The organism is Pseudomonas sp. CFBP 8770 (assembly GCF_014841705.1).
Classification (GTDB): domain Bacteria; phylum Pseudomonadota; class Gammaproteobacteria; order Pseudomonadales; family Pseudomonadaceae; genus Aquipseudomonas.
In genome coordinates, this window is record NZ_JACYUL010000002.1 from 165,107 (window position 1) to 190,774 (window position 25,668).

The window sequence follows — 25,668 nt, forward strand, 5'->3', positions numbered from 1 at the left end:
CCGGCAGGGCGGGCGCAGGACGGCCGGTCATCAGTGCTGCAAGATCTTGGCGAGGAACTGCTGGGCGCGATCGGACCGCGCGCTGACATCGCCGAAGAATTCTTCCTTGGGGCAGTCTTCGACGATCTGTCCCTGGTCCATGAAGATCACCCGGTTGGCCACCTTGCGGGCAAAGCCCATTTCGTGGGTCACGCACATCATGGTCATGCCTTCGTGGGCCAGCTGCACCATCACGTCGAGCACTTCGTTGACCATTTCCGGGTCGAGCGCCGAAGTCGGCTCGTCGAACAGCATGACCACAGGGTCCATGGCCAGGGCGCGGGCAATCGCCACGCGCTGCTGCTGGCCGCCGGACAGCTGGCCGGGATGCTTGTGGGCGTGGGCGGAGAGGCCGACGCGTTCGAGCAACTGCAGGCCCTTTTTGGTGGCTTCTTCCTTGCTGCGCCCCAGCACCTTGATCTGCGCGATGGTCAGGTTTTCGGTGATGGTCAGGTGCGGAAACAGCTCGAAATGCTGGAACACCATGCCTACGCGCGAGCGCAGCTTGGGCAGGTTGGTCTTGGGATCGGCAATGGACGTGCCGTCGACCACGATGTCGCCTTTCTGGAAAGGCTCCAATGCATTCACGCACTTGATCAGGGTCGACTTGCCCGAACCCGAGGGCCCGCACACCACGACCACTTCACCTTTCTTGACGTCGGTGCTGCAATCGGTGAGCACCTGGAAGTCGCCATACCACTTGTTGATATTCTTGATGGAGATCATACGGCTAACCTTTTTTGCAGACGCTTGACCAGAAGGGAGGCGCTGAAGCTGATGAGGAAGTACACCACGCCGGCGAAGATCAGGAATTCGTTGGCCCGGCCAATGATGTCGCCGCTGGCGCGCGCCGAGTTGAGAAAGTCCACCAGGCCCACGGTGTAGACCAACGAAGTGTCCTGGAACAGGATGATGCTCTGCTGCAGCAGCAGCGGGGTCATCTTGCGGAACGCCTGGGGCAGGATGATCAGGCGCATGGTCTGACCGTAGTTCATGCCCAGCGCTTGCGCGGCACCCATCTGGCCCTTGGAGATGGACTGCACGCCGGCCCGCACGATTTCACAGAAGTACGCGGCCTCGAACATCATGAACGCCACGAGGCACGAGGTGAAGGCACCGACCGGAGTGTCTTCGCCGGTGATCCAGCGCAGCACGAAAGGCACCGCCAGGTAGAACCAGGTGATGACCAGCAGCAACGGAATGGAGCGGAAGTAGTTGACGTAGGCACCGGCGAAGCGCGACAGCAGCTTGTTCGAAGACAGGCGCATCAAGGCCAGCACCGTGCCCAGGGCAATGCCGCCGATGACGCCCAGCACCATCAGCTGCAAGGTCATGACCATGCCGTTCCACATGCCCGGCAACGCCGGAATGATTCCACTGAAGTCCATCATTTACCTCCCAGGGAGATCAGCCCAGGCACGGCGAGTCTGCGCTCGAACACGCGCATCAACAACATCAGGCTCATGTTCAGGGTGAAGTAGATCAGCGTGGCCAGGGTGAAGGCCTCGAACAGGTTGGCCGAGAACTCCGCGGTCTGCTTGGTTTGCGCCAGCAATTCCATCAGGCCGATCAACGATGCCACCGACGAGTTCTTGAACACGTTGAGGAATTCGGAGGTAAGCGGTGGAATGATGATGCGGTAGGCCTGCGGCAACAGCACGTTCCAGTAGATCTGCGGGAGGCGGAAGCCCATTGCCCTGGCGGCCGATTCCTGACCGTGGGGCAGCGCCTGAATACCGGTACGCACCTGCTCGCAGACACGCGCCGCGGTGAACAGGCCCAGGCACACCACTACGCTGAGGAATGCCGAGGTGGTCGGGTTGAGGTCCTGCTTGTACCACTCCTGCATGCCTTCGGGCAGCAGGTCGGGGACCAGGAAATACCAGATGAACAGCTGCACCAGCAACGGCACGTTGCGGAACAGTTCGACGTAGCAGGTCGCGATGCCCGAGACCCAGCGGCTCGGTACGGTGCGCATGACGCCCAGCACGGAGCCCAGCAGCAGGGCGATGATCCAGGCGACCACGGCAATGGCGATGGTCCAGCCCAGGCCGGAGATGTACCAATCCAGGTAGATCTCGCTGCCGACGCCAGTGGACTTGAAGAAGACGCTCCAGTCCCAGTTGTAATTCATGGGGAATACCCCTCGGAAATTGATTCACGGGCACAGGCTTTCACTCGAACGCCGGGCGGCGCTCGAGTGAAGGCAGGGTGGTGCTTACGACTTCTTGTCGGGAGCCGGCTTGTCGTTGGGGTTGGCGATCAGCGCCTTGAGCTCGTCGCTCATGGGGAAGCCCAGATTCAGGCCCTTTGGCGGGATCGGCTGACTGAACCACTTGTCGTAGATGCCGTTGATGTCGCCAGAGGCGAAGGTGGCCTTGATCGCATCGTCGACCGCTTTCTTGAACGGCTCGTCACCCTTGCGCACCATGCAGCCGTAGATTTCATAGGACTGCGGCGTGCCGGTCACTTCCCAGTCGGTAGGCTTCTTGGCCTTGGCCATTTCGCCGGCGAGCAGGGCGTCGTCCATCATGAAGGCGACGGCGCGGCCCGATTCGAGCATCTGGAAGGACTCGCCGTGGTCTTTTGCCGAGACGATGTTCATGCCCATCTGCTTGTCGGCGTTCATGGACTTGAGGATGCGCTCGGAGGTGGTGCCGGCGGTGGTGACGACGTTCTTGCCTTTCAGGTCGTCGAAGTCCTTGTAGGACGAATCTTTCTTGCTCAGCAGACGGGTGCCGATCTCGAAGATGCCCACGGAGAAATCGACCTGCTGGGCGCGTTCGGCGTTGTTGGTGGTGGAACCGCATTCCAGGTCGATGGTGCCGTTCTGCACCAGAGGAATACGGGTCTGCGAGGTAACCAGGTTGTACTTGACCTTCAGGTCGGGCATGTCGAGGTCCTTTTTCAGGGCCTCGACCACCTTGAGCTGGATGTCGTGCGAGTAGCCGACCGGCTTGCCGGACGCATCGGCGATGTACGAGAAGGGGATGGATGCGTCGCGGTGACCGAGGGTGATGGTGCCCGAATCCTTGATTTTCTTCAGAGTGCCGGTGAGTTCGGCAGCCAATGCTGGAGTACTGATCAGCGCGGCGGCAATGGCGGCGCTCAGGAGTTTTGGAACGATACGCATCAATGAATCCTCGACTTTGTTTTTTTTATCGAGCCCGCAGGCCCTCGGGGTACAGCGAAATCCGGCGGCTGGGTAGGTGCCGGCTTCGTTGAAGAGTGTAGAGCATGAGTCGTGCCAAGGGCGGGGTTTGCGAGCAAGTCATTGGTGGGCATGGAAATTCTGGTGTTTGCGTAGGGCGGATGAGTAGTAGGTCGTTCGGAAAACCGAATACGGGTGGACTGGGAAAACGGATTTCCGGCTGTCTCTTCCTTCCGCGTGCGCCGTTCGCGGCCGATGACCGCTCCCACAGGGGTCGGGACAAACCGTGGGAGCGGTCAGTGGCCGCGAAGTAGACGGCGCGGTGTGTCAGGGTTATGGCGGTGCGTTCGTGGCCGATGACCGCTTCAGGGTTGGTTTCAAAATCGTGGCTTCACCGCTTTCCAGTCTGGCTTGTACCTGGTCATCTGCCGCACATCGTCGCGAGAACGAATCCCGCAGCGCAGGAACTGTTCATGCAGCATGCCCAGCTGGTCGCGATCCAGTTCCAGCCCCAGCCCCGGTGTCTTGTTGATCTTCACGCAGCCGTCGACGATCGGCAGCTTGCCGCCCTTGATCACTTCTTCGTCCGGCTCCTGCCACGGATAGTGGGTGTCACAGGCGTAATCCAGGTTCGGCACCGACGCCGCCACATGGGCCATGGCCATCAGGCTGATGCCCAGGTGCGAGTTCGAGTGCATGGACACACCCAGGCCCCAGGTGTGACACATGCTGGCCAATACCTGGGTATCGCGCAGGCCGCCCCAGTAATGATGGTCGGCGAGCACGATCTGCACACTGTTGCGCTCTACACTGCGGCGGAACTCGGCGAAATCGGTTACCACCATGTTGGTCGCCAACGGCAGCCCTGTGCGCTTGTGCAATTCGGCCATGTCGTCCAGCCCGGGGCAGGGGTCCTCATAGTATTGCAGGCTGTCGCCGAGCAGTTCGGCCATGCGGATCGACGTTTCCAGCGACCAGTTGCCGTTGGGGTCGATGCGCAGCGGGTGGTCGGGGAAGGCTTTCTTCAGCGCCAGAATGCACGCCACCTCGCGCTCGGGTTCAAGGGTGCCGGCCTTGAGCTTGATGCTCTTGAAACCGTATTGCTCGATCATGCGCCTGGCCTGGGCGACGATCTGCTCCTCGTTCAAGGCCTCGCCCCAGTTGTCCGCAGGGTAGGGCGAGTCGACGTGCTCGGCATACTTGAAAAACAGGTAGGCACTGAACGGCACTTCGTCACGCACCGCGCCACCGAGCAGATCCACCAGCGGCCGGTTCAGCGAACGCGCCTGAAGGTCGAGCAACGCTACCTCGAATGCCGAATAGGCGTTGGTCACCGCCTTGCTGGCATGGGAGCCAGGGGCCAGCTCTGCGCCGCTCACGCTGGCGGGCTTGTGTCGGGCGACGGTGCTGGCGACGATCTGGCGCAGACCGTTGAGATTGAACGGGTCCAGGCCCGGCAGTTGATCCTTGATGGCCATCTGAATGGCCAGCGCCGGTGCGTCGCCGTAGCTTTCGCCCAGCCCGACATAGCCGTTGTCACTCTCCACCTCGATGATCGAGCGCAAGGCATAGGGTTCGTGAATACCGCTGGCATTGAGCAATGGCGGGTCGCGGAAAGCGATAGGCGTCACGGTTACGCGTTTGATCTTCACAGGGATTCTCCTCGGGATGCAGGCCCCGCCTGGCGGGGCGTTCCTTGTCAGTGCGCAGCGGCAGGTTGCAGCGGCTTGTCATCGGGCTTCTGCCCACGGGGTCGGGTGCGGGCGAAAAACACCACGATCGCGGCCAGCACGGAGGTGGCGGCCAGGCCATACAGGCCGCCTTGGATCGAGCCGGTCTTCTCTTCCAGAAAACCGAACACGGTCGGGGCGACGAAGCCGCCCAGGTTGCCCACCGAGTTGATCAGGGCCAGTACGGCAGCAGCGATGCGTGCGTCCAGATAGGCTTGCGGGATGGGCCAGAACAGCGCCGAGGCGGCCTTGAAACCCACGGCGGCAAAACAGATGGCAACGAAGGCGAACACCGGGCCGCCGTAGGTCGACATGAACATGCCTGCGGCCGCGATCAGCAAGGTCGTCGCCACCCACGCCTGCTGATGCTTGAAACGTGCGGCCAGGGCGGCGAAGCCGTACATGGCGGCAATCGAAATGATCCAGGGAATGGAGTTGAACAGGCCCACTTCGAAGTCGGACACGTTACCCATCTTCTTGATCATGCTGGGCAGCCAGAACGTGGCGCCGTAGATGGTCAGGGCCACCGAAAAGAAGATGAAGCAGAACACCAGGATCTGCGTGTCGGCGAGCAACTTGAAGATCGACGGCTTGACCACGTGCTCGGCTTCACGGGCACGTTGCTCGTCGCCAATGACGCGGCTCAGGGTCGTCTGCTCGGTGGCGGTGAGCCACTTGGCTTCGTGGATGTGCGACTGCAACCAGTAGTAGACGAACCCGCACAGCGCCACCGAAGCGCCGCCCTCGATCAGAAACATCCACTGCCAGCCATGCAGGCCCAGCCCGGTCACACTCAACAGGGCGCCGGTGATGGGTCCGGAGATGATCGAGGCGATGGCCGAACCACTGAGGAAGATCGCCATGGCTTTGCCGCGCTCGCTGGCCGGCAGCCACTGGGTGAAGTAGTAGAGCACGCCGGGATAGAAGCCCGCTTCGGTGACGCCGAGCAGAAAGCGCATGACGTAGAAGCTGGTTTCACCCTGGACGAAGGCCATGCCCATGGCCACCAGGCCCCAAGTGAACATGATCCGCGTGAGCCAGGCGCGGGCACCGAAGCGTTGCAGGAGCATGTTGGAGGGCACTTCGAACAGCGCGTAGCCAACGAAGAACAGCCCCGCACCCAAGCCGTAGGCGGCGGCGCCGATACCCAGATCGGTTTCCATGTGAGTGCGGACGAAACCGATGTTCACTCGGTCGATGTAATTGACGATGAACATCACGACGAACAGTGGCAGCACATGCCGTTTGACCTTGGCCACCGCGCTGGCGAGCACGCTGGGGTCGATGGCACCGGATTGAACGTTCAAGGGCGACTCCGATGGTTATTTTTTTTGGAGGGCTCGATCATGAACTTGGGGTATTGTTTCAGTCCAATTCAAGTTGGCACTTGATTGATACCGAGGTTGAATCAATGTTCGAGCTCAGTCAGCTCCGCTGCTTTACCACGGTGGCCACGGAACTCAATTTCCGCCGCGCCGCCGAACGTCTCAACATGACCCAGCCGCCCTTGAGTCGGCAGATCCAATTGCTGGAGCATCACCTGGGCGTGGAACTGTTCACCCGCAGCACCCGCAGCGTGGCGCTCACCGCAGCCGGGCGGGCGTTTTTCGTCGAGGCGCAGAATCTGCTGGAGCGGGCGCAGCAAGCGGCGGTGTCGGCCCGGCGTTTTGCCGAAGGCGATATCGGCTCGGTGAACATCGCCTTCGTCGGCAGCGCAGTGTACGAATTCCTGCCCAAGGTCATCGCCGAGGCGCGGCTCAAGCAGCCGCAGGTGAAGATCGACCTCTCGGAAATGAACACCTACCAGCAACACGAGGCCTTGCGGGCTCGGCGTATCGACCTGGGCATCGCGCGCGCACCGTTGCTCGACAGCGGCTACCTGACCGAATGCCTGGTGCGTGAACCCTTCGTCCTGGCCACCCCGGCCGGGCACCCGCTGGCCGACGCAGGCGTGGTGCGCGTGCAGGATCTGGATGGCCAGCCGTTCCTGATGTACTCGCACTCGGCCTACCCGCCATTCAATGAATTGCTCACCGGAATGTTGCGTTCAGCACAGGTGACCCCGCAATACGTGCAGTGGCTGGGTTCGTCGCTGACCATCCTGGCGCTGGTCAATGCCGGCATGGGCGTTGCCCTGGTGCCGCGTTGCGCCACCAGCGTGGTATTCAAGAATGTGGTATTTCGCGATATCGATCTGGGCGAGGGCGTGCAGAGCGAATTGCACCTGATCTGGCGCGAGAACAACGACAATCCGGCATTCGCGATGCTGCTCGAGGCAATCAGAGGTGCGGCGCGCACCGGCTGGGGTGGCGATAGTCACTGATCATAAATTGATCAAGGCCGGCAAAGCCTTGCGCTGCTTGGCCTGCGGCCTGTTCTCCCAAGCTTATCCACAGGCAGGTGCACGCTGAATGTGTATAAACCCTTGAAACAGCTCGTTTTTTGAGCAGACCATGAAGACGCTTGCTGGCCGTGGCCTGCAGGGCATTGCACCCAGGTTATGCACAGGCTCATGCATGTTTTCAGGGGATAAGCATCGTGCTGCATCCAAAGCGTCCCAAGTGCAGGCGCACTCAGGACGTTGCACGTCTGTCAGCGGTTGCGGGCGTCCTTTGCATCCATTTCGGCATTGCGTTCGTGCACCTTCTTGAGCTGCTCATCGGTCAATGGCAGCTTCTGGGCACTTTGCTTGAGCACCATCAAGCCACCGACGATCGAGCCGATGGCCACCAACAATATCAACCAGGCATACCAGGGCATGGGACACTCCTTGAAAGGTGCGCCGAGAATGCACGGCGCTTGTGAGGATTGGAGCGACAGGGTGTCGCAGTGGTTCCATCATAGCCCTCTGCGATCGAGCCGGCCTGCCGCTTTTGTCAGGGCGGGTGGCTGTGGGTGACGCCCGCGCCTTGGCAAAATCCGCTACAATGCGCGCCGATTTCGACCTGCCTCAGAGAACCCGCCATGTCCGTCTGCCAGACTCCCATCATCGTCGCCCTGGATTACCCGACCCGCGAAGCGGCCCTGAAGCTGGCCGATCAACTGGATCCCAAGCTGTGCCGGGTCAAGGTGGGCAAGGAGCTGTTCACCAGCAGCGCTTCGGGCATCGTTGAAACCTTGAACGCCAAGGGCTTCGAGGTGTTCCTGGACTTGAAATTCCACGATATCCCGAACACCACCGCCATGGCCGTCAAGGCTGCTGCCGAAATGGGCGTGTGGATGGTCAACGTCCACTGTTCCGGCGGCCTGCGCATGATGGCGGCTTGCCGTGAGGTGCTGGAACAGCGCTCTGGCGCCAAGCCATTGCTGATCGGCGTCACCGTGTTGACCAGCATGGAGCGCGAAGACCTTGCCGCCATCGGCCTGGACATCGAGCCGCAGGAGCAGGTGTTGCGCCTGGCGGCGCTGGCGCGAAAAGCCGGCATGGATGGTCTGGTCTGTTCGGCGCTCGAAGCCCAGGCCTTGAAGGCAGCCCATCCGACCCTGCAGCTGGTCACGCCAGGCATTCGCCCGGCCGGCAGCGCACAGGATGACCAGCGGCGCATCCTCACACCCCGCCAGGCGCTGGATGCGGGTTCCGATTACCTGGTGATCGGGCGTCCGATCAGCCAGGCTGCCGATCCAGCCCAAGCGTTGGCCGATGTGGTTGCGCAGATCAACGGCTGAGCTTGCCCGCGTTGAGAATCAGCAACGTCAGTACGCCGGCGATGATCCCCCAGAACGCCGAGCCTACCGAAAATAGCGTCAGGCCCGAGGCGGTGACCATGAACGTCACCAGGGCGGCCTCGCGCTCCTTCGGCTCGCTCATGGCCTGAGTCAGGCCATTGATGATGGAGCCGAACAGCGCCAGTGCGGCGATCGACAGCACCAGTTCTTTGGGCAGGGCGGCGAACAGCGCTGCCAGGGTGGCGCCGAACGTGCCGGCAATGGCGTAGAACACGCCGCACCAGACCGCCGCGGTATAGCGTTTGGTGGGGTCTTCATGGGCATGCGGCCCCGTGCAGATGGCCGCGCTGATGGCCGCCAGGTTGACTCCATGGGAACCGAACGGCGCCATCAGCAACGAGGCGATACCCGTCACCGAAATCAGCGGCGAGGCCGCTACCTGGTAGCCATCGGCGCGCAGTACGGCAATACCCGGCATGTTCTGCGAGGTCATCGCCACCACGAACAGGGGAATGCCGATGCTGATGGTCGCCGCCAGGGAAAAGGACGGCGTGGTCCACTGCGGCTCGGCAACCTGCAGGCTGAAATGGCTGAAATCGAGCAGGCCGAGCGCGCCGGATACCAGCGTACCGATGACCAGCGCCGCCAGCACCGCATAGCGCGGCGACAGCCGTTTCACCATCAGGTAGGTGAAGAACATGCACAGCACCAGGGCTGTGCGATGTTGTGCAGCGACGAATATCTCGCTGCCGATCTTGAACAGGATACCGGCCAGCAGCGCTGCGGCCAGCGAAGCAGGCAGGCGCTTGAGCAGGCGCTCGAAACTGCCGGTCAGGCCGCAGATCGTGACCAGTATTGCGCAGGTGATGAACGCGCCGATGGCTTCGGGGTAACTCACGCCGCCCAGGCTGGTGATCAGCAAGGCTGCGCCCGGTGTCGACCAGGCGACTGTTATGGGGGTGCGGTAGCGCAGCGAGAGACCGATGCTGCACACCGCCATGCCGATCGACAGTGCCCAGATCCACGAGGATATCTGCGCGGTGGTCAAGCCGGCGGCCTGGCCGGCCTGGAACATCAGGACCAGCGAGCTGGTGTAGCCGGTCATCATGGCGATGAAACCGGCCACCACGGCAGATGGCGCGGTATCGGCCAACGGGCGCAGCGGGGCGACGGTGGTGGGGTTGGGCATGGCGGTCCGATCCTTGTCCTGAGCAGCGTCGGTCAAGGGTAAGCCAGGGTGCACGGGCGCATGCGGTACAGCGGCGCGATCAATCGACGATACAGCTGGGCGACAGCGCTCAGGCCGCCGCGAAGCGGGTGTTCAGGTAATCGATGATAACCTTGGAATCGTACATCCAGGTGACCTTGCCGGCCTCCTCGATACGCAGGCAGGGCACCTTGATCTTGCCCCCCTCGGCCAGCAGGGTATCGCGCGCCACGGGGTCGTTCTTGGCGTCGCGCAGGGGCACCGGCACATTGAGCTTGTGCAGGGTGCGGCGGGTCTTCACGCAGAACGGGCAGGCGTGGAACTGATAGAGCGTCAGCCCGCTGGCGACGCGGTCGACCTCGGCCTGCGCTTCGGGGCTGCGCTTGCGACGCGGTGGGCGGGTGAGCAGGTCGCCCGCCACGATCACCTGGCCCAGTCCGATACGCAACGCTTTCATCAACATGTGGCAGCCCTCGAGGTTGGGGTACGGCTTACTTGATCAGGCTGAGGAATTCGCTGCGAGTCGCCGCGTTGTCGCGGAACTCGCCCAGCATCACCGAGGTGATCATCGAGGAATTCTGCTTCTCGACGCCACGCATCATCATGCACATGTGCTTGGCTTCGATGACCACGGCGACACCCAGTGCGCCGGTGACCTGCTGCACCGCATCGGCGATCTGCCGGCCCAGGTTTTCCTGGATCTGCAGGCGGCGAGCGTACATGTCGACGATACGCGCCACCTTGGACAGCCCGAGCACCTTGCCGCTGGGAATGTAGGCGACGTGCGCACGCCCAATGAACGGCAGCAGATGATGCTCGCACAACGAATAGAGTTCGATATCCCTGACCAAGACCATTTCGCTCGCATCTGAGCTGAACAGCGCACCGTTGGTCACTTCATCGAGAGTCTGCTCGTAGCCGCGGCACAAGTACTTCATGGCTTTGGCGGCGCGTTTGGGCGTGTCGAGCAGGCCTTCGCGGTTAACGTCCTCGCCGAGCTGGCCAAGGATCTCGGTGTAGTTCTGTTCCAGGGACATGATCAAACCTGTGGGGAAATATTTCGCAGACGCGAAGGGTACGGCTCCGCTCGCACGGGTGCAAGCGAAGCGTTATTCGTCGCGGCCTTCGAGCATGGTGCGCTTGAGCATCACGTACACCGCGCCGGCGCCGCCATGGCGTGGCTGGCAGGAGGTGAAACCCAGCACCTGCGTGTGCTGGCGCAGCCAGGTGTTGACGTGGCTCTTGATCATCGGCCGCTTGCCGTCCAGGCGCACGGCCTTGCCATGGGTCACGCGCACGCAGCGGATCTCGAAGCGAGTGGCTTCGGCGAGGAATGCCCAGAGCGTTTCGCGGGCTTTCTCCACCGTCATGCCGTGCAGGTCGAGGCTGCCTTCGAAGGGAATCTGGCCGACCTTGAGCTTGCGCATCTGGCTTTCCTGCACGCCGTCACGCGCCCAGTGCAGGTCGTCCTCGGGGCCGACGTCGATGACGAACTGATCGGACAACCCGTCGACCGTCGTGCCCTGGGTGCCCACGGTGGCTGCCTGGCGCAGTGCCTGCAGCTTGAGCTTGTCGGCTTTCGGCCTGCCGGTGTCGGCGCGATCGTGCTGGATGCGCCGCACGCCGCGCATCTGGTCCTTGAACAGGGAAAATTCGTCGTCTTGCATGAAGGTCTCCACCACGGGAGCGCTAGTCTACGCGACTCAATCGTGCTTTTTCATCAGGTGCGGGGCCAGGCCGAGTTCACGGCTGCGGCGCATTCCACGGCGACTGCGGCGCCAAAGCCAGAGGCCCAGATAAAGCACCAGCAGCCCCATGCCAGCGAGTATGGCCGCGCCGCTGGTGGTGGTGTCCAGCCCGGCTATCTGCGGCGGATGCCCCAGCAGGGTAGCGATGCCGGCCATCGCCAGCAGCAGGCCGAGGGTCAACAGCACGGCGCCCAGACCCGCGCCCAGGCGATAGCGCCAGCCACCGGGAGCACGTTTCCTGAGTCTGCGCGCATTGAAACCATGGGATGACTTCATTGATTCCTCGGTGGCGATCGGGCCGGCTGGGGGTCAGAGCAAGTCGCCGGTCATGGCAACCGCGGCGAAGTTGTCACGCATGATGGCCATTTCGGCTTCCTGCACCTTGGCCGCGGCCAGCACGCCGTCGCCCTGGGGCAGGTCACGGGTCGCGCAGGCGTCGGCCACCAACGTGCAGCGATAGCCGTAGTCCTTGGAAGCGCGCACGGTGGTGCTGACGCTGGAGTGGCTCATGAAGCCGCAGACGATCAGGTCCAGATGGCCGTAGCTCTGCAGCAGCTCGTGCAGCCCGGTGTTGTTGAAGGCATTGGGCATGCGCTTCTCGACCACGGCTTCATCGCCCTGCGGTTCGAAACCCTCGATGAACTCGCCGCGTCGGCCCTGGGGGTCGAACAGCCCGCCAACGGTACCCAGGTGGCGAATGTGCACAACCGGACGCTTGGCCGCACGCGCCGCGGCAACCAGGCTGGCGATGTTGGCCAGCGCTTCGTCCATGCCCGACAGGGCCAGGTCGCCACTGAGGTATTCCTTCTGCGCATCGATGATGATCAGGCTGGCGTTGGCGATCCGGGTGGGCGGGAAACCGCGGCCACTGAGTTGGAACATCGTCTTTGGAACGGACATCTGGGGCTCCTTTGGCTAGGGCTTTTGCCGCATTGTCCTCTGCTCGAGCCGTTCTGTGAATCGGATTGAGCGAACATCGCGAAAATCACCCACGGGCCTCTGTTAATATTCCGGCTTGATTCGACCGAGGAGCTTTTGTGATCACTTCCCGCTTGCGCACCGTGCGCGACCACATCCGTTGGGCCGTCAGCCGTTTTCATGGCGAAGAGCTGTTCTTCGGCCACGGTACCGACAACGCCTGGGACGAAGCCCGTCTGTTGGTGCTGGGGGCGTTGAACCTGCCCTATGAAATCGCCGACAGTTACCTGGATTGCCGCCTGGAAGACGATGAGATCGTGCGTGTGCAGCACCTGCTCAAGCGGCGCATGGAAGAGCGCGTGCCGGCCGCCTACCTGATCGGCGAGGCATGGTTCTGCGGCATGTCGTTCATCGTCGATGCGCGGGTGCTGGTGCCGCGTTCACCGATCGGCGAACTGATCGAGAACCGCTTCGAGCCGTGGCTGAGCCAGCCGCCGGCGCGGATTCTCGACCTGTGCACCGGTTCGGGCTGCATCGGCATCGCCTGCGCCGACGTTTTTCAGGACGCTGAAGTAGTGCTGGCCGACCTGTCGTTCGAGGCGCTCGAGGTGGCCAATCAGAACATCGAGCGGCATGGCCAGGAAGAGCGGGTCTATACGGTGCAGGGCGATGGTTTCGAAGGGCTGCCTGGGCAGCGTTTCGACCTGATCGTGTCCAACCCGCCCTATGTCGATGCCGAGGATTTCGCCGACATGCCCGCCGAGTATCAGCACGAACCCGAGCTGGGCCTGGCCTGTGGCGACGACGGCCTGAACCTGGTACGGCGCATGCTGGCTGAGGCGGCGGACCACCTCAACGACAAAGGCCTGTTGATCATCGAGGTCGGCAACAGCCAGGTGCACGTCGAAGCGCTCTATCCGGAGGTGGATTTCAACTGGCTGGAGTTCCAGCGCGGCGGGCACGGCGTGTTCATGCTCAGTGCGGCACAGTGCCGTGAACATCAGGCGTTGTTTGTCTCGCGTATCTGAGGACGCATGAGCAGTAGAGCGGGTTGCGCTCGCGAACGTCTGCAGCGGTTTCTCTCTATACCGCGGTAACGCGTTCGCGGGCAGGGCCCGCTCCCACACATTTTTTGCGAGTGCCGCTGTCAGCGGTGGGTGGCGATCCAGATCAGCAGCGCGGCCTGGAACACGGCGAATGCAATCAGGCAGGCGATGGTGAAACGCAGGCCGCTTTCCTCGCGCGAGAATTTGCCGATACGTTCCTGCTGGCCGTGCAACTTCAACTCCATCTCCTGCAACTGCTGCTCGGCCATCTGCAGCATCTCGCTGGCCGCCAGCACCTCGACCACCTGCACTTTCTCCACGTTCCAGGTACTCAGCAACTGGCTGACGGCAATCGGGTGGTACTGGCCCTTGAGGCGTTGCACGTCTGCGTATTCGACGTTCAAGCCTTGGGTGCGCAGTGCGTGATCTCGCCGATCCAGGCCGGCCGGCTGGAGCGCTTCCTTGCTCGACAACGCCGCGCCTTGCAGCGTGTAGTGGGGCCAATGACGCTGCAGCCATGCAGCGGCGTGGGCCATGACGAAGCGCCCCAGACCACGGTTGACCGGTTCCAGTTGCAGGCCTGCGTCACTGCCCAGGCTGACCTGTTGCAGCTGATGATCGACCCAGACATCAAGCCGGTTCTGCTCGCTGCGCACGCGCTGGCCGGGCAACTGGATGTCCAGGCGCAACAGGCTCAGGGCAGCGTCGTGGCGCTCGGCCATGCCGAACTGCACGAAACGCAGCGGGCGCGGGCCGCTGGCCCGGTCGGCGGGCAGGGGCGCGAGGCGCAGCATCCTGAACTGCTCGGGGGTCACCTCGGCCCACGGCCGCGGCGGCGCTGCAGGTTCTTCGACAACGGCATCTGGCGGGGCTTGTTCGGTCATGGTGCGATCCTCTTCACGCACCTTGTATCGGCCACGCCCGGCCACTCTTGAACGCAGCCATGGGTCCCCTGGCGCGTTGCGTCAAAGCCCGTCGATGAATTTCACCACTGCCTGACCCAGTTCCGCCGCCAGTGGACGGTTGTGGTCACGATACGACTTGAGTTGCGAAGGCAGGTCCATCGGCACGATGCGCAGCACGTGGTTCATGCCGGGAATCAGCGCCAGCTGCGCATCGGGCTTGGCGCGTTGCAGTGCCTGCGCATCGCCAATCCCGACCTGGATGTCGTTGCTGCCCTGCACGATGAGGGCGGGGATCTTCAAGGCGGCGAAGGCCTGCGCAGGGTCCTGGCGCAACAGCGAAATCAGGTAAGGCTGCACGCTGGGGCGAAACAGCACCTGCAGGGGCTGGGGCACGTCCGGGTCGTACTGCCCCGCTTCCAGCCGCTCTATCAACTGATAGCTGCGCGGTTGCAGTTCGGCTGGCAGGCGTTCGCCGATCTGCTCGCGCAACACTTCGCCCAGAGGGCGACCGCTGCCCGACAGCGAAATCACCGCATCGGCATTGGCGCGCGGCGCTGCCAGGGTGGCGATCAGCGCACCTTCGCTGTGGCCCAGGATGATCAGCGGGCCGAAACGCGGGTCGCGCTTGAGCTGCGCGCTCCACGCCACGGCATCGTCGACGTAGCCTGCCACGCTCAGATCACGCTCGTCGGGGGTGGCCTTACGGCCAGTGGCCACGCCGCGCTTGTCGTAGCGCACGCTGGCAATGTTGTTCTGCGCCAGCAGCAAGGCGAGTTTCTTCAGGCTGTCGTTGCGACCCGCCTCGGGATTGTTACCGTCCCGGTCGGTCGGACCGGAGCCGGAAATCATCAGCACCACCGGCACCGGCCGATCCGCCCGGGGCACCAGCTGCGAACCGTACAACGTGCCCTGAGCGGTCTGCAGCTCGATCGGGCGCCTGGCAATATCAGGGGTAGCGGCCAGTGCAGCGGTGCTGCTGATGAACAGAAACAAGGCAACCAATCGGAACTTCATCTGCAACATCATCGAGCCACTATCGAGGGAAGTGCGCTTTGGACTGGGGCGTCCGGCTAAGGTTCAGGGATGAACTGGCCGTCGACCCTGCGTATACTGGCGCCCTGTCTGATTCGGTTGATTTCGCGGAGCGCCCTGCATGTCCGGCAATACCTTCGGCAAGCTGTTCACTGTCACCACCGCTGGCGAAAGCCATGGCCCGGCGCTGGTCGCCATCGTCGACGGCTGTCCGCCAGGGCTGGCAATTTCCGTGGACGACCTGCAGCGCGACCTCGATCGACGCAAGCCGGGCACCAGCCGGCACACGACTCAGCGTCAGGAACCCGATGAGGTCGAGATTCTCTCCGGGGTGTTCGAAGGGCGTACCACCGGTACCTCGATCGGCCTGCTGATTCGCAATACCGATCAGAAATCCAAGGACTACTCGGCGATCAAGGATCTGTTTCGCCCGGCCCACGCGGACTACACCTACCATCACAAGTACGGCGAGCGCGACTACCGTGGCGGTGGCCGCAGCTCGGCGCGTGAAACGGCCATGCGCGTGGCGGCAGGCGCGATCGCCAAGAAGTACCTGGCTACCCAGGGCATCCAGATCCGCGGCTACATGAGCCAGCTCGGCCCGATCCCGATTGCCTTCAAGAGCTGGGATGGCGTCGAAGACAACGCCTTCTTCAGCCCCGATCCGGACAAGGTTCCGGAGCTGGAGGCTTACATGGACCAGCTGCGCCGCGACCAGGATTCGGTCGGCGCCAAGATCACCGTGGTGGCCGAAGGCGTCATGCCAGGCCTGGGCGAGCCGATCTTCGATCGCCTGGACGCCGAGCTGGCCCATGCCTTGATGAGCATCAACGCGGTCAAGGGCGTGGAAATCGGCGCCGGTTTCGCCTGCGTTGCCCAGCGCGGCACCGAGCACCGCGACGAGATGACGCCCGAAGGGTTCCTCAGCAACCACGCGGGGGGTGTGCTGGGTGGCATTTCCTCGGGCCAGCCGATCGTCGCTCATCTGGCCCTCAAGCCAACGTCCAGCATCACCACGCCGGGTCGCTCGATCGACGTCCACGGCCAGCCGGCGGACGTCATCACCAAGGGCCGCCATGACCCGTGCGTGGGCATCCGCGCCACGCCCATCGCCGAAGCCATGATGGCCATCGTGTTGATGGACCACTTGCTGCGCCATCGCGGGCAGAATGCCGAGGTCAAGGTCGACACTCCGGTACTGGGCCAGCTTTGAGCGCAATGTCGCCGCCGGCGGGCCACTCGGTTCCGTATTGGCGGCTGTCCACCTTCTACCTGTTCTATTTTGCCTTGCTCGGGTCGACGGCGCCGTTCCTGGCGCTGTACTTCCACCATCTGGGCTTCGACAGCGCGCGCATCGGCGAGCTGGTGGCGATTCCCATGCTCATGCGCTGCGTGGCGCCCAACCTGTGGGGCTGGCTGGGCGACCACACCGGTCGACGCCTGGCCATCGTGCGCATCGGCGCGGTCTGCACACTGGCCAGTTTTTTCCTGATCCTGGTGGACACCGGCTACGCCTGGCTGGCAATGGTCATGGCCCTGCACGCGTTCTTCTGGCACGCGGTACTGCCACAATTCGAAACCCTGACGCTGGCACACCTGCAGGGGCAAACCGCACGTTACAGCCAGGTCCGCCTGTGGGGCTCGATCGGCTTCATTCTGGCCGTGGTGGGCCTGGGCCGGGTATTCGAGAGCTTGAGCCTGGATGCCTATCCGTACGCGCTGCTGTTGATCATGGCCGGTATCGTCGTGGCGAGTGCGTGGGTACCGGATGTACCTGCCGGCGAGGGCACTCGCCGCACGACGGGGGAGGGCTTCATGAAACAGCTGGTTCGCCCCGGCGTATTGGCGTTCTATGGGTGTGTGGGCCTGATGCAGCTCAGCCACGGCCCGTACTACACGTTTCTGACCCTGCACTTGGAGCAACTGGGGTACAGCCGTGCAGTGATAGGCATGCTGTGGGCAGTCGGAGTGGTGGCCGAGGTCTTGATGTTCCTGGCCATGAGCCGGATTCTGGCGCGCTTCTCCCTGCGTCATGTGCTCATCGCCAGCTTCCTTCTGGCGGCCGTGCGCTGGCTGCTGCTGGGCAGTTTCGCCGAACACCTGTGGCTGCTGGTGCTGGCGCAGTTGATGCACGCCGCCACCTTCGGCAGCTTCCATGCGGCGGCGATCCATTTCGTGCAGCGCAGTTTCGGCGCCCATCAGCAGGGTCAGGGGCAGGCCCTATATGCCGCACTGGCCGGTGTCGGCGGCGCCCTGGGTGCGCTCTACTCCGGCTACCTGTGGCAGTCCCTGGGCGCTGCCGGCACCTTTGCCCTGGCTAGCCTTGCCGCGTTCGCTGCCGCGTTGATCATGCTCAGGCGCACGCCCCATGATCTGCCACCTGTGGCCATTCACTGAAACCCATTCGAGGAATTTGCATGAGCCGCCTGAGCGTCTATCACCACAGCACTGCGGACATCCCCAACAAGGTGCTTAGCCATGCCGAAGATATTGCGGCCACTTTGGCCGAGCTCGGTGTGCGCTTCGAGCGCGCCGGATCGACGCTGCCCGTGTCGTTCGAGGCAAGCCCCGAAGAGATCGTCGCGACCTGCCGCGCCGAAGTCGACGCCTGGATGGCCCAGGGTGGCTACATGAGCGTGGACGTGCTCAGCCTGGACGAGAACAACGTGCAGCACACCCCGACGCAGGCCGAACTGCTGCGTGAGCATCGTCTTGTCGGTGAATGGGTGCTGTGCGTGCTGGCGGGCCGAGCGCTGTTGAACCTGCACGTTGGGGGTTACGTGTACGCGCTGCTGTGCGAACGTGATGATCGCGTCGTGGTTCCGGCAGGCATGGCCCATTGGCTGGACACGGGCGAGCGGAGGCGACTGATTGCGTTGCGTGTGCTCACCGATTCACACGGCTGGTGCCCGGAGTACGTGGTGCAGCCGGTGAACGATCTGTTTCCAGGGCTGGACGACTGATCCGGCCTTCACCGAGTCGAAAAAAAACCCGATACCAGGATGCGCCAGGTATCGGGCTTTAGAAGAAACAGAGGTCAAGCAACAGCGTTCAATCAAACAGCAGGGGTCAAACGAACAGCGGTCCAGCGAATACGTGCCGAGCAACACTTGCCGGGCAGATCAGCCTGCGCTGATCAGGCCGAGTGGTAGGTCGGCAGCGCGAAGCGGTTCTGGCTTTGCAGCATGTTGATCGCTGGCAGTTGGCTGGCTTCGCCGGCCAGGTCGCGACGAATGGCGCTGATGACCCAGGTCAATTGCTCAGGAGTGTGCAGCTGAGCGTAGGAAATCGAGCGTTTGATCTGTTTGCCATCGGTGTCACGCAGGGTCAGCAGAACAGCACCATCCGGACGCGGCTGGGTGGTCACTTCGTACTCGGAGAAGACGGAAACGAATTTTTCGTGGAGGAAGTTCATGTGCAGCTCCTAGCAAGTTGGCAGGCATGTCTAGGTAGTTGCAGCGAGTGTGCCAAGTTTCGTTAAATATAAAAACCTTGTAAATCAACGGCTTGGCAATAAGATAAAATTCGGGCTCCGTGCAATTTGCATGAATGGTCGTCGGGCATGCTGCATTTTGCGCGGCGTGGTGGGTCTGACGGTAAGTCGCCCGGAGGGAATGACCGACGCAAGAAGGATTTTTTCCCGCGTCATTACTGTCTATGACCACAAATTGCCAATAAATTCCCGCTTCCAGGGGCGATAGCCAGGCTCTGTTGCAGGCTCGAAACCCAGCGGGAACACTGCCTACCGTGAACCATTTGCCAGGAGGTTTTGCCATGACCCAACCCGAAGCTCGCCAGATGAACGACGAAGAAGCCGCGCAGTTTGCCGAACAAGTGTTCGACGTCGCTCGCAACGGTGATGCGCAGATGCTTGAACGCCTGCTCGAAAAAGGTCTGCCGCCCAATCTGCGCAACCACAATGGCGACACCCTGTTGATGCTCGCGACCTATCACGGGAACCTTGACGCGACTCGCGTGCTGCTGCAGTACAAGGCCGATCCGCTGATTGCCAACGACAAGAACCAGTTGCCCATGGCCGGCGCCGCTTTCAAGGGCAATCTGCCCATGGTTAAGTTGCTGATCGAGCAGGGTGCCCCGGTCGATGGCGCATCGGCCGATGGCCGGACCGCACTGATGATGGCCGCGATGTTCAATCGCACGGAGATGGTCGACTACCTGCTGGCGCAGGGCGCCAACCCGAACGCGGTGGACGCGCAAGGCATCGATGCCCTGGGCGCCGCGCGTGCCATGGGGGCCACGCTGACCATCGAACAATTGGAGAAGCTGGCGGCCTGATACCCGCCCGGCTGATTTGCGGCTATCCTTGCGGCCTTTTTCCAGCGCCGCAGGGGTTGCCTCATGAAACAGTCACTTGTCGAACTCATCGGTAAAATCGGTTCGGGCTGCATGCGCGACGAAGACATCGAGCGCATTGCCGATGAGGCCGCCCAGGCCTACGCCGATCCCCAGGCGTTCCTGACCGCCAATCCCGACATCAACTACGACGACGGCTTTGCCATTCCGCTGGGCGAATGGGTCGTGGTGGGCAGCTTGCCCGACACGGTCATTTTCCAGGCCGACACCTACCCCGAGCTGCTGCAGCAGATCATCGACTCGTTCGGACCCGATGTGACGTTCAACATCAAGCCCAAACAGCTGAACAAGATTGAAGCGCTGACTGCGCTCAATCGTATCCAGGTGCAACTAGGGGCCATGAGCAAGGAAGAGGGCGGCTACGTGCTGTTCGACTTCAGCCAGCCACTGGACGATGAATTGCAGATGGTGCTGGTGTACGGCAAGGACGTGGATCGGGTGACGGCGCTGGGCGCCGAATTGCACATCGTGGCGGTACCGGCCCTGGAGGCATTGCGCGTCGCAGTGCACGTCTGAACGCTTGTTCCAGCTTTCGCTCGGTTGCCACGGAACCCCTGCGACACGCCGCTATCCTAGTTGATGCATGCCATCCACAAGGAGTATCACATGGGTTCCACTTTCAATAGCCTGATCGGCCTGATCATCCTCGCGCTGGACATCTGGGCGGTCATCAACGTCATCAAGAGTGGTGCCTCGACCGGGGCCAAGGTCCTGTGGGTACTGCTGATCATCCTGCTGCCGGTATTGGGCCTGATCATCTGGGCCATCGCCGGTCCACGCGGCAACGTACGGGTCTGAATGCAACAGGTCGAACCTGCAACGGGTTCGACCTGCCAGCCCTACCGACGTATCATCCTCGGCCCGACCGCCGTTTCGCGGCCGCAGCAAAGAATCTGAACGGAATTTTCACCTGTCTTCACGGACAATCCGCGCCCAGATTTCACCTTCGCGTCACCCCTAGACCCTAACCGACAGACCTCAACGGACCTTTCCCACACATGGCTACTCCGGACGCCTTGAGTCAAAAGCAGGCCGCGCGCGGCACACTGCAACCGACCGTCAAATCGCACCTGGCTTATACCCTGCTCAGCGGCCTGGCAATCATGCTGATGCTCAGCGGATTGCGCCTGGCCTTGCTGATGTACAACCGCGAGATGATCGGTGATACGCCTGCCAGCACCTTCGTCGAAGCTTTCCTCAATGGCTTGCGCTTCGACCTGCGGCTGGTGGTGTACCTGCTGATTCCATTGCTGCTGGCGGTGCTCAGCGCGCGCGCCATGCGCTGGCGCGGACTGTTCCGGGCCTGGCTGACGGTAGTGTCCAGCGTGGTGCTGCTGTGCGGCCTGATGGAGATGGACTTCTACCGCGAGTTTCACCAGCGCCTCAACGGCCTGGTGTTCCAGTACGTGAAGGAAGATCCCAAGACCGTCCTGAGCATGATCTGGTATGGCTATCCAGTGGTGCGCTATCTGCTGGCCTGGGTCTTCGTGACCTGGCTGCTGAGCCTGGTGTTCAAGGGTTTTGACCGCCTGACCCGTCCGCGCGTTGCCACGGCGGCCAGCGTCGGCAAGCCGGTGGCGCCTTGGTATGCGCGCGTTGGTGTGTTCGTGGTCATCCTGCTGATTGCCGTGGTGGCTGCGCGCGGCACCTTGCGCCAAGGCCCGCCGCTGCGCTGGGGCGACGCCTACACCACCGACTCGAACTTTGCCAACCAGCTGGGCCTCAACGGCTCGCTGACGCTGATCGCCGCCGCGAAAAGCCGCATGTCCGAAGATCGCGACAATATCTGGAAGGCGACTCTGCCGCAGGACGAAGCGCAGAGCGCCGTCCGGGAAATGCTGCTGACCCCCCACGATACCCTGGTGGACAGCGACACTGCCGCGGTGCGCCGCAACTTCCAGCCGCCTCAGGCCAACACCCTGCCGATCAAGAACGTGGTGGTGATCCTGATGGAGAGCTTTGCCGGGCATTCGGTGGGCGCGCTGGGCGCCGAGGGCAGCATCACGCCGTACTTCGACAAGCTGGCCCAGGAAGGGCTGCTGTTCGATCATTTCTTCTCCAGCGGTACCCACACCCATCAAGGCATGTTCGCCACCATGGGTTGCTTCCCCAACCTGCCGGGCTTCGAATACCTGATGCAGACCCCAGAAGGCAGCCACAAGCTCTCCGGCCTGCCGGAGATGCTCAGCGCCGCTCGCGGTTACGACGACGTGTATGTCTACAACGGCGACTTCGCCTGGGACAACCAGTCCGGGTTCTTCAGCAACCAGGGCATGACCACGTTCATCGGCCGCAACGACTTCGTCAATCCAGTGTTCTCCGATCCGACCTGGGGCGTGTCCGACCAGGACATGTTCGACCGCGGCAACGAAGAACTGGCCAAGCGCGGCGCTGCTGGCAAGCCGTTCTACGCACTGCTGCAGACCCTGTCCAACCACGTGCCCTACGCCTTGCCGGCCGATCTGCCAGTGGACAAGGTGACCGGGCGCGGCAGCCTGGACCTGCACCTGACCGCCATGCGCTACTCGGACTGGGCCCTGGGCCAGTTCTTCGAGAAGGCCCGCAAGGAGCCGTACTTCAAGGAAACCCTGTTCATCGTGCTGGGCGACCATGGCTTCGGTAACCAGAAGCAGATCACCGAGATGGACCTGGGCCGCTTCAACGTACCGTTGCTGCTGGTCGGACCGGGCATCCAGGAGAAATTCGGCAAGGTCAACCACACCGTCGGCTCGCAGCCCGATGTGGTGCCGACCATCATGGGTCGCCTGGGTGGCGCCAGCCAGCACCAGTGCTGGGGGCGCGACCTGCTCAACCTGCCTGCCGGGGACCCCGGCTTCGCCGTGATCAAGCCTTCGGGCAGCGAGCAGACCGTGGCGATCATCAAGGGCGACCGCATTCTGGTCGAGCCCCGTGACATGGACACACGTCTGTATCGCTATCAGCTGGGCCGTGAATTCGACGCCCAGCTGATCCCCGATGCCGACGATGTGCCGCAGTTGCGGGCCAAGCTGGACTCGTTCATCCAGACCGCGACCAAGAGCCTGCTGGACAACACCGCAGGTGCGGTGGAGAGCAAGCAGGAGTAACTACCTGGTGTACTGTAAAAGGGCCTTCGGGGCCTTTTTTCATGGCCGTGCAGGCGCCGGGTTGGCACACCTCCGGCAATCCACCGTCCGGAACGAATCCCCGCCGCTGCGAGTCAACGTTGAGTGAGCGTATCAAGCAGAGTCCTGCCTGAATTCCGTCGAGGAGATGTACACCGATGAAAGAGTGGAAAATCAGCTTCGTCAACAAGGATGGCGTGCTGGACAGCATGGCTATCAGTGCTGACACCTGCCCGTCGATCGAAGAGGCGGCAACGCTCGTTCGCTCCAAGCTATACCCCGTTGCAGCCGGACTGGATGAAGTCAATCTTCCCGACAACGTTGCCTCGCCGGTTGCCAAGACCCTCAAGTCGCAGCACAGCGTGGAAATCACCGCCATCACCGAAGTCGCTTGAATTTCACCCGGTCCGGGCCATTGGCATGGGCCCGGCCTTCGCGCTACTCTGCGGGCAGGGTCCCCATGGATCCTGCTGCTCGTTTCCGCATCACGCTTCTTGTAACAGGCTCGATTCCAGGCGCCGCGTCATCGACGTTGCACCGCACCCTTTCCTTGTTCCGAGGAGGTTCTGGAAGTACTGAAAGTCTATCCGTCGTTATTGCTGAGGGAGACGATTCATGAGCACAACCTATCAAGAAGACATCAGCAGCAATGTATTGCGCCGCATGAAAGAGGGCGGCTTCGATTTCGCACGCATTCATCCCATCGAGTTCTACGCGGTCTTTCCCGATGAAGACCGGGCGCGCACGGCTGCCGGCAAGTTTCGCGGCGAGTCGCTCAACGCTCAGATCAGCGAGCGCGACGACGGTGCCTGGCACCTGGAGTTGAGCAAACTGATGTACGCCACTTACGGCGGCATTGGCGAATTCGAGCAGGATTTCGAAGCCGTCGTCGAACCGTTGGGGGGTGAAATCGAGGGCTGGGGCGTGAAGCACGAAGTCCGGCTCCCGCAGGCCTGAAACAAGGTGAACCACGGCGGCGCCGTGGTTCACCTTCCCACTCAAATTGCAGGCAAAAAAAAGCCGCTCACAGGGTGGCGGCGAAAGGGAATTCGGTGACTCGCAATGGGCGCCAAGCTTTTGCCGGCGCCGATGAAATAATTATGCGCTAACGCTGCAAGCTATTGAATTCAACTCTGTCTATGCTGGTCATAGCCTCAAGCCGCTTGAAAATTCCGCTTCGCAATGAAGCGTATGTCATCGGCGTTCGGACGTTGCCGCACAATAACGGTGCACGGTTCCCGGCAGGGAATTCCAAGCATTTGATTTCATGGCAAATATGCCGATGGCACGGGCCTTGCGAAGGCTCTTGGGTCCGGGTGACAAGGAGTACGGCATGAGCCGCACCTATTATGATGAGATGTACGATGCCGATGGCCAAGTTCGCCCGCATTACCGGGAGTTCGCCCGTTGGTTGGCCGATACGCCGCAGGAATTGCTTGCCCAGCGTCGACGCGAGGCCGATTTGTTGTTTCATCGAGCCGGCATCACCTTCACCTTGTACGGCGACGAGCAGGGCACCGAACGGCTGATTCCCTTCGACACCATTCCACGCAGCATTCCTACCAGCGAATGGCGCATCGTGGAGCGTGGCTGTATCCAGCGCGTCAAGGCGCTGAACACGTTCCTCGCCGACCTGTATCACGACCAGCGCATCATCAAGGCCGGGATCATCCCTGCCGAGCAGGTGCTGGCGAACGAGCAGTATCAGTTGGCAATGCAGGGTCTGGACTTGCACCGCGACATCTATTCGCACATCTCCGGGGTCGACTTGGTGCGCGACGGTGACGGTTCCTACTACGTGCTGGAAGACAACCTGCGCACGCCCAGTGGCGTGAGCTACATGCTCGAAGACCGCAAGATGATGATGCGGCTGTTTCCCGAGCTGTTCGCCGCGCAGCGCATCGCTCCCGTGGATCACTACCCCAATCTGCTGCTCGATACCCTGAAAAGCTCCAGCGCGATCGACAATCCCAGCGTCGTGGTGCTGACGCCGGGGCGGTTCAACAGTGCGTTCTTCGAACACGCCTTCCTGGCGCGCGAAATGGGCGTGGAGCTGGTGGAAGGCGCGGACCTGTTCGTGCGTGACGATAAAGTGTTCATGCGCACCACCGACGGGCCCAAGCCGGTGGACGTGATCTATCGACGGCTGGACGACGCATTTCTCGATCCCTTGGCCTTCAACCCCGATTCCATGCTCGGCGTTCCCGGCCTGCTGGCCGCGTATCGCTCCGGAAACGTGGTATTGGCCAATGCCATCGGCACCGGTGTGGCCGACGACAAGTCGGTCTACCCCTTCGTTACCGACATGATCCGCTTCTACCTGGATGAAGAACCCATCCTCAAGAACGTGCCGACCTGGCAATGCCGCAAGCCTTCGGAACTGTCCCATGTGCTGGCCAACCTGCCCGATCTGGTGGTCAAGGAAACCCAGGGCTCGGGTGGCTACGGCATGCTGGTAGGCCCTTGCGCGAGTGCCGCAGAAATCGAAAACTTCCGGGCGCGCCTCAAGGCCCGACCTCATGCCTACATCGCCCAACCTACGTTGTCGCTGTCGACCTGCCCGACCTTCGTCGAGAACGGCATCGCACCGCGCCACATCGACCTTCGACCCTTCGTCCTGGCTGGCCGAGAAACCCGCGTGGTACCTGGCGGGTTGACCCGCGTGGCCTTGCGTGAAGGCTCGCTGGTGGTGAATTCGTCGCAGGGCGGCGGGACCAAAGACACCTGGGTGGTCGAGGATTAAGGATG

Annotated in this window: 29 protein-coding genes; 13 read left to right on the plus strand and 16 right to left on the minus strand. The window is 62.3% G+C overall.

The annotated features are described in order from the left end of the window. Nucleotides 1-30: 30 nt before the first annotated feature. The 6 genes from IFT98_RS05560 to IFT98_RS05585 form a co-directional block, all read right to left on the minus strand. On the minus strand, nucleotides 31-765 hold the full coding sequence (locus tag IFT98_RS05560) for an amino acid ABC transporter ATP-binding protein (RefSeq protein WP_122476344.1): 735 nt from the start codon (nucleotides 763-765) through the stop codon (nucleotides 31-33). Next, nucleotides 762-1,430: an amino acid ABC transporter permease gene (locus IFT98_RS05565; RefSeq protein ID WP_163007425.1), complete on the minus strand. Its 669-nt coding sequence runs from the start codon at nucleotides 1,428-1,430 to the stop codon at nucleotides 762-764. The genes IFT98_RS05560 and IFT98_RS05565 overlap by 4 nt, the downstream gene beginning before the upstream one ends. Beyond that, entirely contained in the window at nucleotides 1,427-2,173 is a 747-nt protein-coding gene (locus IFT98_RS05570) for an amino acid ABC transporter permease (protein WP_122476340.1), read from the minus strand. Before IFT98_RS05570 ends, IFT98_RS05565 begins: the two co-directional genes overlap by 4 nt. Before the next feature lie 84 nt (nucleotides 2,174-2,257). Continuing rightward, complete coding sequence (locus tag IFT98_RS05575) at nucleotides 2,258-3,172, minus strand: glutamate/aspartate ABC transporter substrate-binding protein (RefSeq protein WP_122476338.1); 915 nt, start codon at nucleotides 3,170-3,172, stop codon at nucleotides 2,258-2,260. 395 nt (nucleotides 3,173-3,567) lie between these two features. Then, nucleotides 3,568-4,842, minus strand: coding sequence for a glucarate dehydratase (locus IFT98_RS05580; protein WP_192047690.1), 1,275 nt, complete (start codon nucleotides 4,840-4,842; stop codon nucleotides 3,568-3,570). Between the two features lie 47 nt (nucleotides 4,843-4,889). Continuing rightward, the gene (locus IFT98_RS05585; protein WP_185794560.1) at nucleotides 4,890-6,194 is read right to left on the minus strand and encodes an MFS transporter; all 1,305 of its coding nucleotides are present in this window, start codon (nucleotides 6,192-6,194) and stop codon (nucleotides 4,890-4,892) included. A 137-nt stretch (nucleotides 6,195-6,331) separates the two neighbouring features. On the opposite strand from IFT98_RS05585, the gene IFT98_RS05590 reads away from it, so the two are divergent. Beyond that, nucleotides 6,332-7,243, plus strand: a complete 912-nt coding sequence (locus tag IFT98_RS05590; protein ID WP_192047691.1) for a LysR substrate-binding domain-containing protein — start codon at nucleotides 6,332-6,334, stop codon at nucleotides 7,241-7,243. Nucleotides 7,244-7,512: 269 nt separating this feature from the next. Here IFT98_RS05590 and IFT98_RS05595 read toward each other — a convergent pair whose 3' ends face one another. After that, nucleotides 7,513-7,680: a DUF2897 family protein gene (locus IFT98_RS05595; protein ID WP_084139696.1), complete on the minus strand. Its 168-nt coding sequence runs from the start codon at nucleotides 7,678-7,680 to the stop codon at nucleotides 7,513-7,515. A gap of 204 nt (nucleotides 7,681-7,884) precedes the next feature. Here IFT98_RS05595 and pyrF point away from each other — a divergent pair, with 204 nt between their 5' ends. Continuing rightward, nucleotides 7,885-8,586: an orotidine-5'-phosphate decarboxylase gene (pyrF, locus tag IFT98_RS05600; protein WP_192047692.1), complete on the plus strand. Its 702-nt coding sequence runs from the start codon at nucleotides 7,885-7,887 to the stop codon at nucleotides 8,584-8,586. On the opposite strand, the gene IFT98_RS05605 is transcribed toward pyrF, so the two are convergent. The 6 genes from IFT98_RS05605 to IFT98_RS05630 all read right to left on the minus strand — a co-directional run bounded on the left by IFT98_RS05605 (nucleotide 8,576) and on the right by IFT98_RS05630 (nucleotide 12,441). Then, nucleotides 8,576-9,775, minus strand: coding sequence for a benzoate/H(+) symporter BenE family transporter (locus IFT98_RS05605; RefSeq protein WP_122801105.1), 1,200 nt, complete (start codon nucleotides 9,773-9,775; stop codon nucleotides 8,576-8,578). The two genes, pyrF and IFT98_RS05605, sit on opposite strands and share 11 nt — an antisense overlap. A 109-nt stretch (nucleotides 9,776-9,884) precedes the next feature. Then, nucleotides 9,885-10,256: a glutaredoxin family protein gene (locus tag IFT98_RS05610; protein ID WP_192047693.1), complete on the minus strand. Its 372-nt coding sequence runs from the start codon at nucleotides 10,254-10,256 to the stop codon at nucleotides 9,885-9,887. 28 nt (nucleotides 10,257-10,284) lie between these two features. Beyond that, the gene (folE, locus tag IFT98_RS05615; RefSeq protein WP_122476328.1) at nucleotides 10,285-10,830 is read right to left on the minus strand and encodes a GTP cyclohydrolase I FolE; all 546 of its coding nucleotides are present in this window, start codon (nucleotides 10,828-10,830) and stop codon (nucleotides 10,285-10,287) included. Between the two features lie 72 nt (nucleotides 10,831-10,902). Further along, nucleotides 10,903-11,460: a Smr/MutS family protein gene (locus IFT98_RS05620; RefSeq protein WP_122476326.1), complete on the minus strand. Its 558-nt coding sequence runs from the start codon at nucleotides 11,458-11,460 to the stop codon at nucleotides 10,903-10,905. A gap of 36 nt (nucleotides 11,461-11,496) precedes the next feature. Continuing rightward, entirely contained in the window at nucleotides 11,497-11,817 is a 321-nt protein-coding gene (locus tag IFT98_RS05625; RefSeq protein WP_122795005.1) for a hypothetical protein, read from the minus strand. Nucleotides 11,818-11,850: 33 nt separating this feature from the next. Next, complete coding sequence (locus IFT98_RS05630) at nucleotides 11,851-12,441, minus strand: cysteine hydrolase family protein (protein ID WP_122713912.1); 591 nt, start codon at nucleotides 12,439-12,441, stop codon at nucleotides 11,851-11,853. Nucleotides 12,442-12,578: 137 nt separating this feature from the next. Here IFT98_RS05630 and prmB point away from each other — a divergent pair, with 137 nt between their 5' ends. Beyond that, complete coding sequence (prmB, locus tag IFT98_RS05635) at nucleotides 12,579-13,487, plus strand: 50S ribosomal protein L3 N(5)-glutamine methyltransferase (RefSeq protein ID WP_192047694.1); 909 nt, start codon at nucleotides 12,579-12,581, stop codon at nucleotides 13,485-13,487. 119 nt (nucleotides 13,488-13,606) lie between these two features. Here the strand turns inward: prmB and IFT98_RS05640 are convergent, their stop codons facing one another. Both IFT98_RS05640 and IFT98_RS05645 read right to left on the minus strand, forming a co-directional pair. Then, nucleotides 13,607-14,389 (minus strand): hypothetical protein, encoded by a 783-nt coding sequence (locus IFT98_RS05640; RefSeq protein WP_192047695.1) that lies wholly within the window; start codon nucleotides 14,387-14,389, stop codon nucleotides 13,607-13,609. An 81-nt stretch (nucleotides 14,390-14,470) separates the two neighbouring features. Next, complete coding sequence (locus IFT98_RS05645) at nucleotides 14,471-15,424, minus strand: alpha/beta hydrolase (RefSeq protein WP_192047696.1); 954 nt, start codon at nucleotides 15,422-15,424, stop codon at nucleotides 14,471-14,473. Nucleotides 15,425-15,563: 139 nt separating this feature from the next. Here IFT98_RS05645 and aroC point away from each other — a divergent pair, with 139 nt between their 5' ends. The 3 genes from aroC to IFT98_RS05660 are packed head-to-tail and all read left to right on the plus strand — an operon-like array spanning nucleotide 15,564 to nucleotide 18,405. Beyond that, nucleotides 15,564-16,655 carry a chorismate synthase gene (gene aroC, locus IFT98_RS05650; RefSeq protein WP_122476314.1) on the plus strand — a complete coding sequence of 364 codons (1,092 nt, stop codon included), beginning with the start codon at nucleotides 15,564-15,566 and terminating at the stop codon, nucleotides 16,653-16,655. Nucleotides 16,656-16,660: 5 nt separating this feature from the next. Then, the gene (locus tag IFT98_RS05655; protein ID WP_192047697.1) at nucleotides 16,661-17,839 is read left to right on the plus strand and encodes an MFS transporter; all 1,179 of its coding nucleotides are present in this window, start codon (nucleotides 16,661-16,663) and stop codon (nucleotides 17,837-17,839) included. Nucleotides 17,840-17,859: 20 nt separating this feature from the next. Continuing rightward, nucleotides 17,860-18,405, plus strand: coding sequence for an acireductone dioxygenase (locus IFT98_RS05660; RefSeq protein WP_192047698.1), 546 nt, complete (start codon nucleotides 17,860-17,862; stop codon nucleotides 18,403-18,405). 173 nt (nucleotides 18,406-18,578) lie between these two features. Here the strand turns inward: IFT98_RS05660 and IFT98_RS05665 are convergent, their stop codons facing one another. After that, entirely contained in the window at nucleotides 18,579-18,857 is a 279-nt protein-coding gene (locus IFT98_RS05665; protein ID WP_043185483.1) for a DUF3509 domain-containing protein, read from the minus strand. 359 nt (nucleotides 18,858-19,216) lie between these two features. Here IFT98_RS05665 and IFT98_RS05670 point away from each other — a divergent pair, with 359 nt between their 5' ends. The 7 genes from IFT98_RS05670 (at nucleotide 19,217) to IFT98_RS05700 (ending at nucleotide 25,663) form a co-directional block, all read left to right on the plus strand. Then, on the plus strand, nucleotides 19,217-19,738 hold the full coding sequence (locus tag IFT98_RS05670) for an ankyrin repeat domain-containing protein (RefSeq protein WP_192047699.1): 522 nt from the start codon (nucleotides 19,217-19,219) through the stop codon (nucleotides 19,736-19,738). 63 nt (nucleotides 19,739-19,801) lie between these two features. Further along, on the plus strand, nucleotides 19,802-20,332 hold the full coding sequence (locus IFT98_RS05675; RefSeq protein WP_192047700.1) for a hypothetical protein: 531 nt from the start codon (nucleotides 19,802-19,804) through the stop codon (nucleotides 20,330-20,332). 90 nt (nucleotides 20,333-20,422) lie between these two features. Then, nucleotides 20,423-20,614 carry a PLDc N-terminal domain-containing protein gene (locus IFT98_RS05680; RefSeq protein ID WP_043185491.1) on the plus strand — a complete coding sequence of 64 codons (192 nt, stop codon included), beginning with the start codon at nucleotides 20,423-20,425 and terminating at the stop codon, nucleotides 20,612-20,614. Nucleotides 20,615-20,814: 200 nt separating this feature from the next. Further along, nucleotides 20,815-22,902 (plus strand): LTA synthase family protein, encoded by a 2,088-nt coding sequence (locus IFT98_RS05685; RefSeq protein WP_192047701.1) that lies wholly within the window; start codon nucleotides 20,815-20,817, stop codon nucleotides 22,900-22,902. A 176-nt stretch (nucleotides 22,903-23,078) separates the two neighbouring features. Next, on the plus strand, nucleotides 23,079-23,315 hold the full coding sequence (locus IFT98_RS05690; protein ID WP_122801087.1) for a hypothetical protein: 237 nt from the start codon (nucleotides 23,079-23,081) through the stop codon (nucleotides 23,313-23,315). Between the two features lie 220 nt (nucleotides 23,316-23,535). Continuing rightward, on the plus strand, nucleotides 23,536-23,877 hold the full coding sequence (locus IFT98_RS05695) for a ribonuclease E inhibitor RraB (protein WP_192047702.1): 342 nt from the start codon (nucleotides 23,536-23,538) through the stop codon (nucleotides 23,875-23,877). Between the two features lie 376 nt (nucleotides 23,878-24,253). Next, nucleotides 24,254-25,663, plus strand: coding sequence for a circularly permuted type 2 ATP-grasp protein (locus IFT98_RS05700; RefSeq protein ID WP_192047703.1), 1,410 nt, complete (start codon nucleotides 24,254-24,256; stop codon nucleotides 25,661-25,663). Nucleotides 25,664-25,668: the final 5 nt, after the last annotated feature.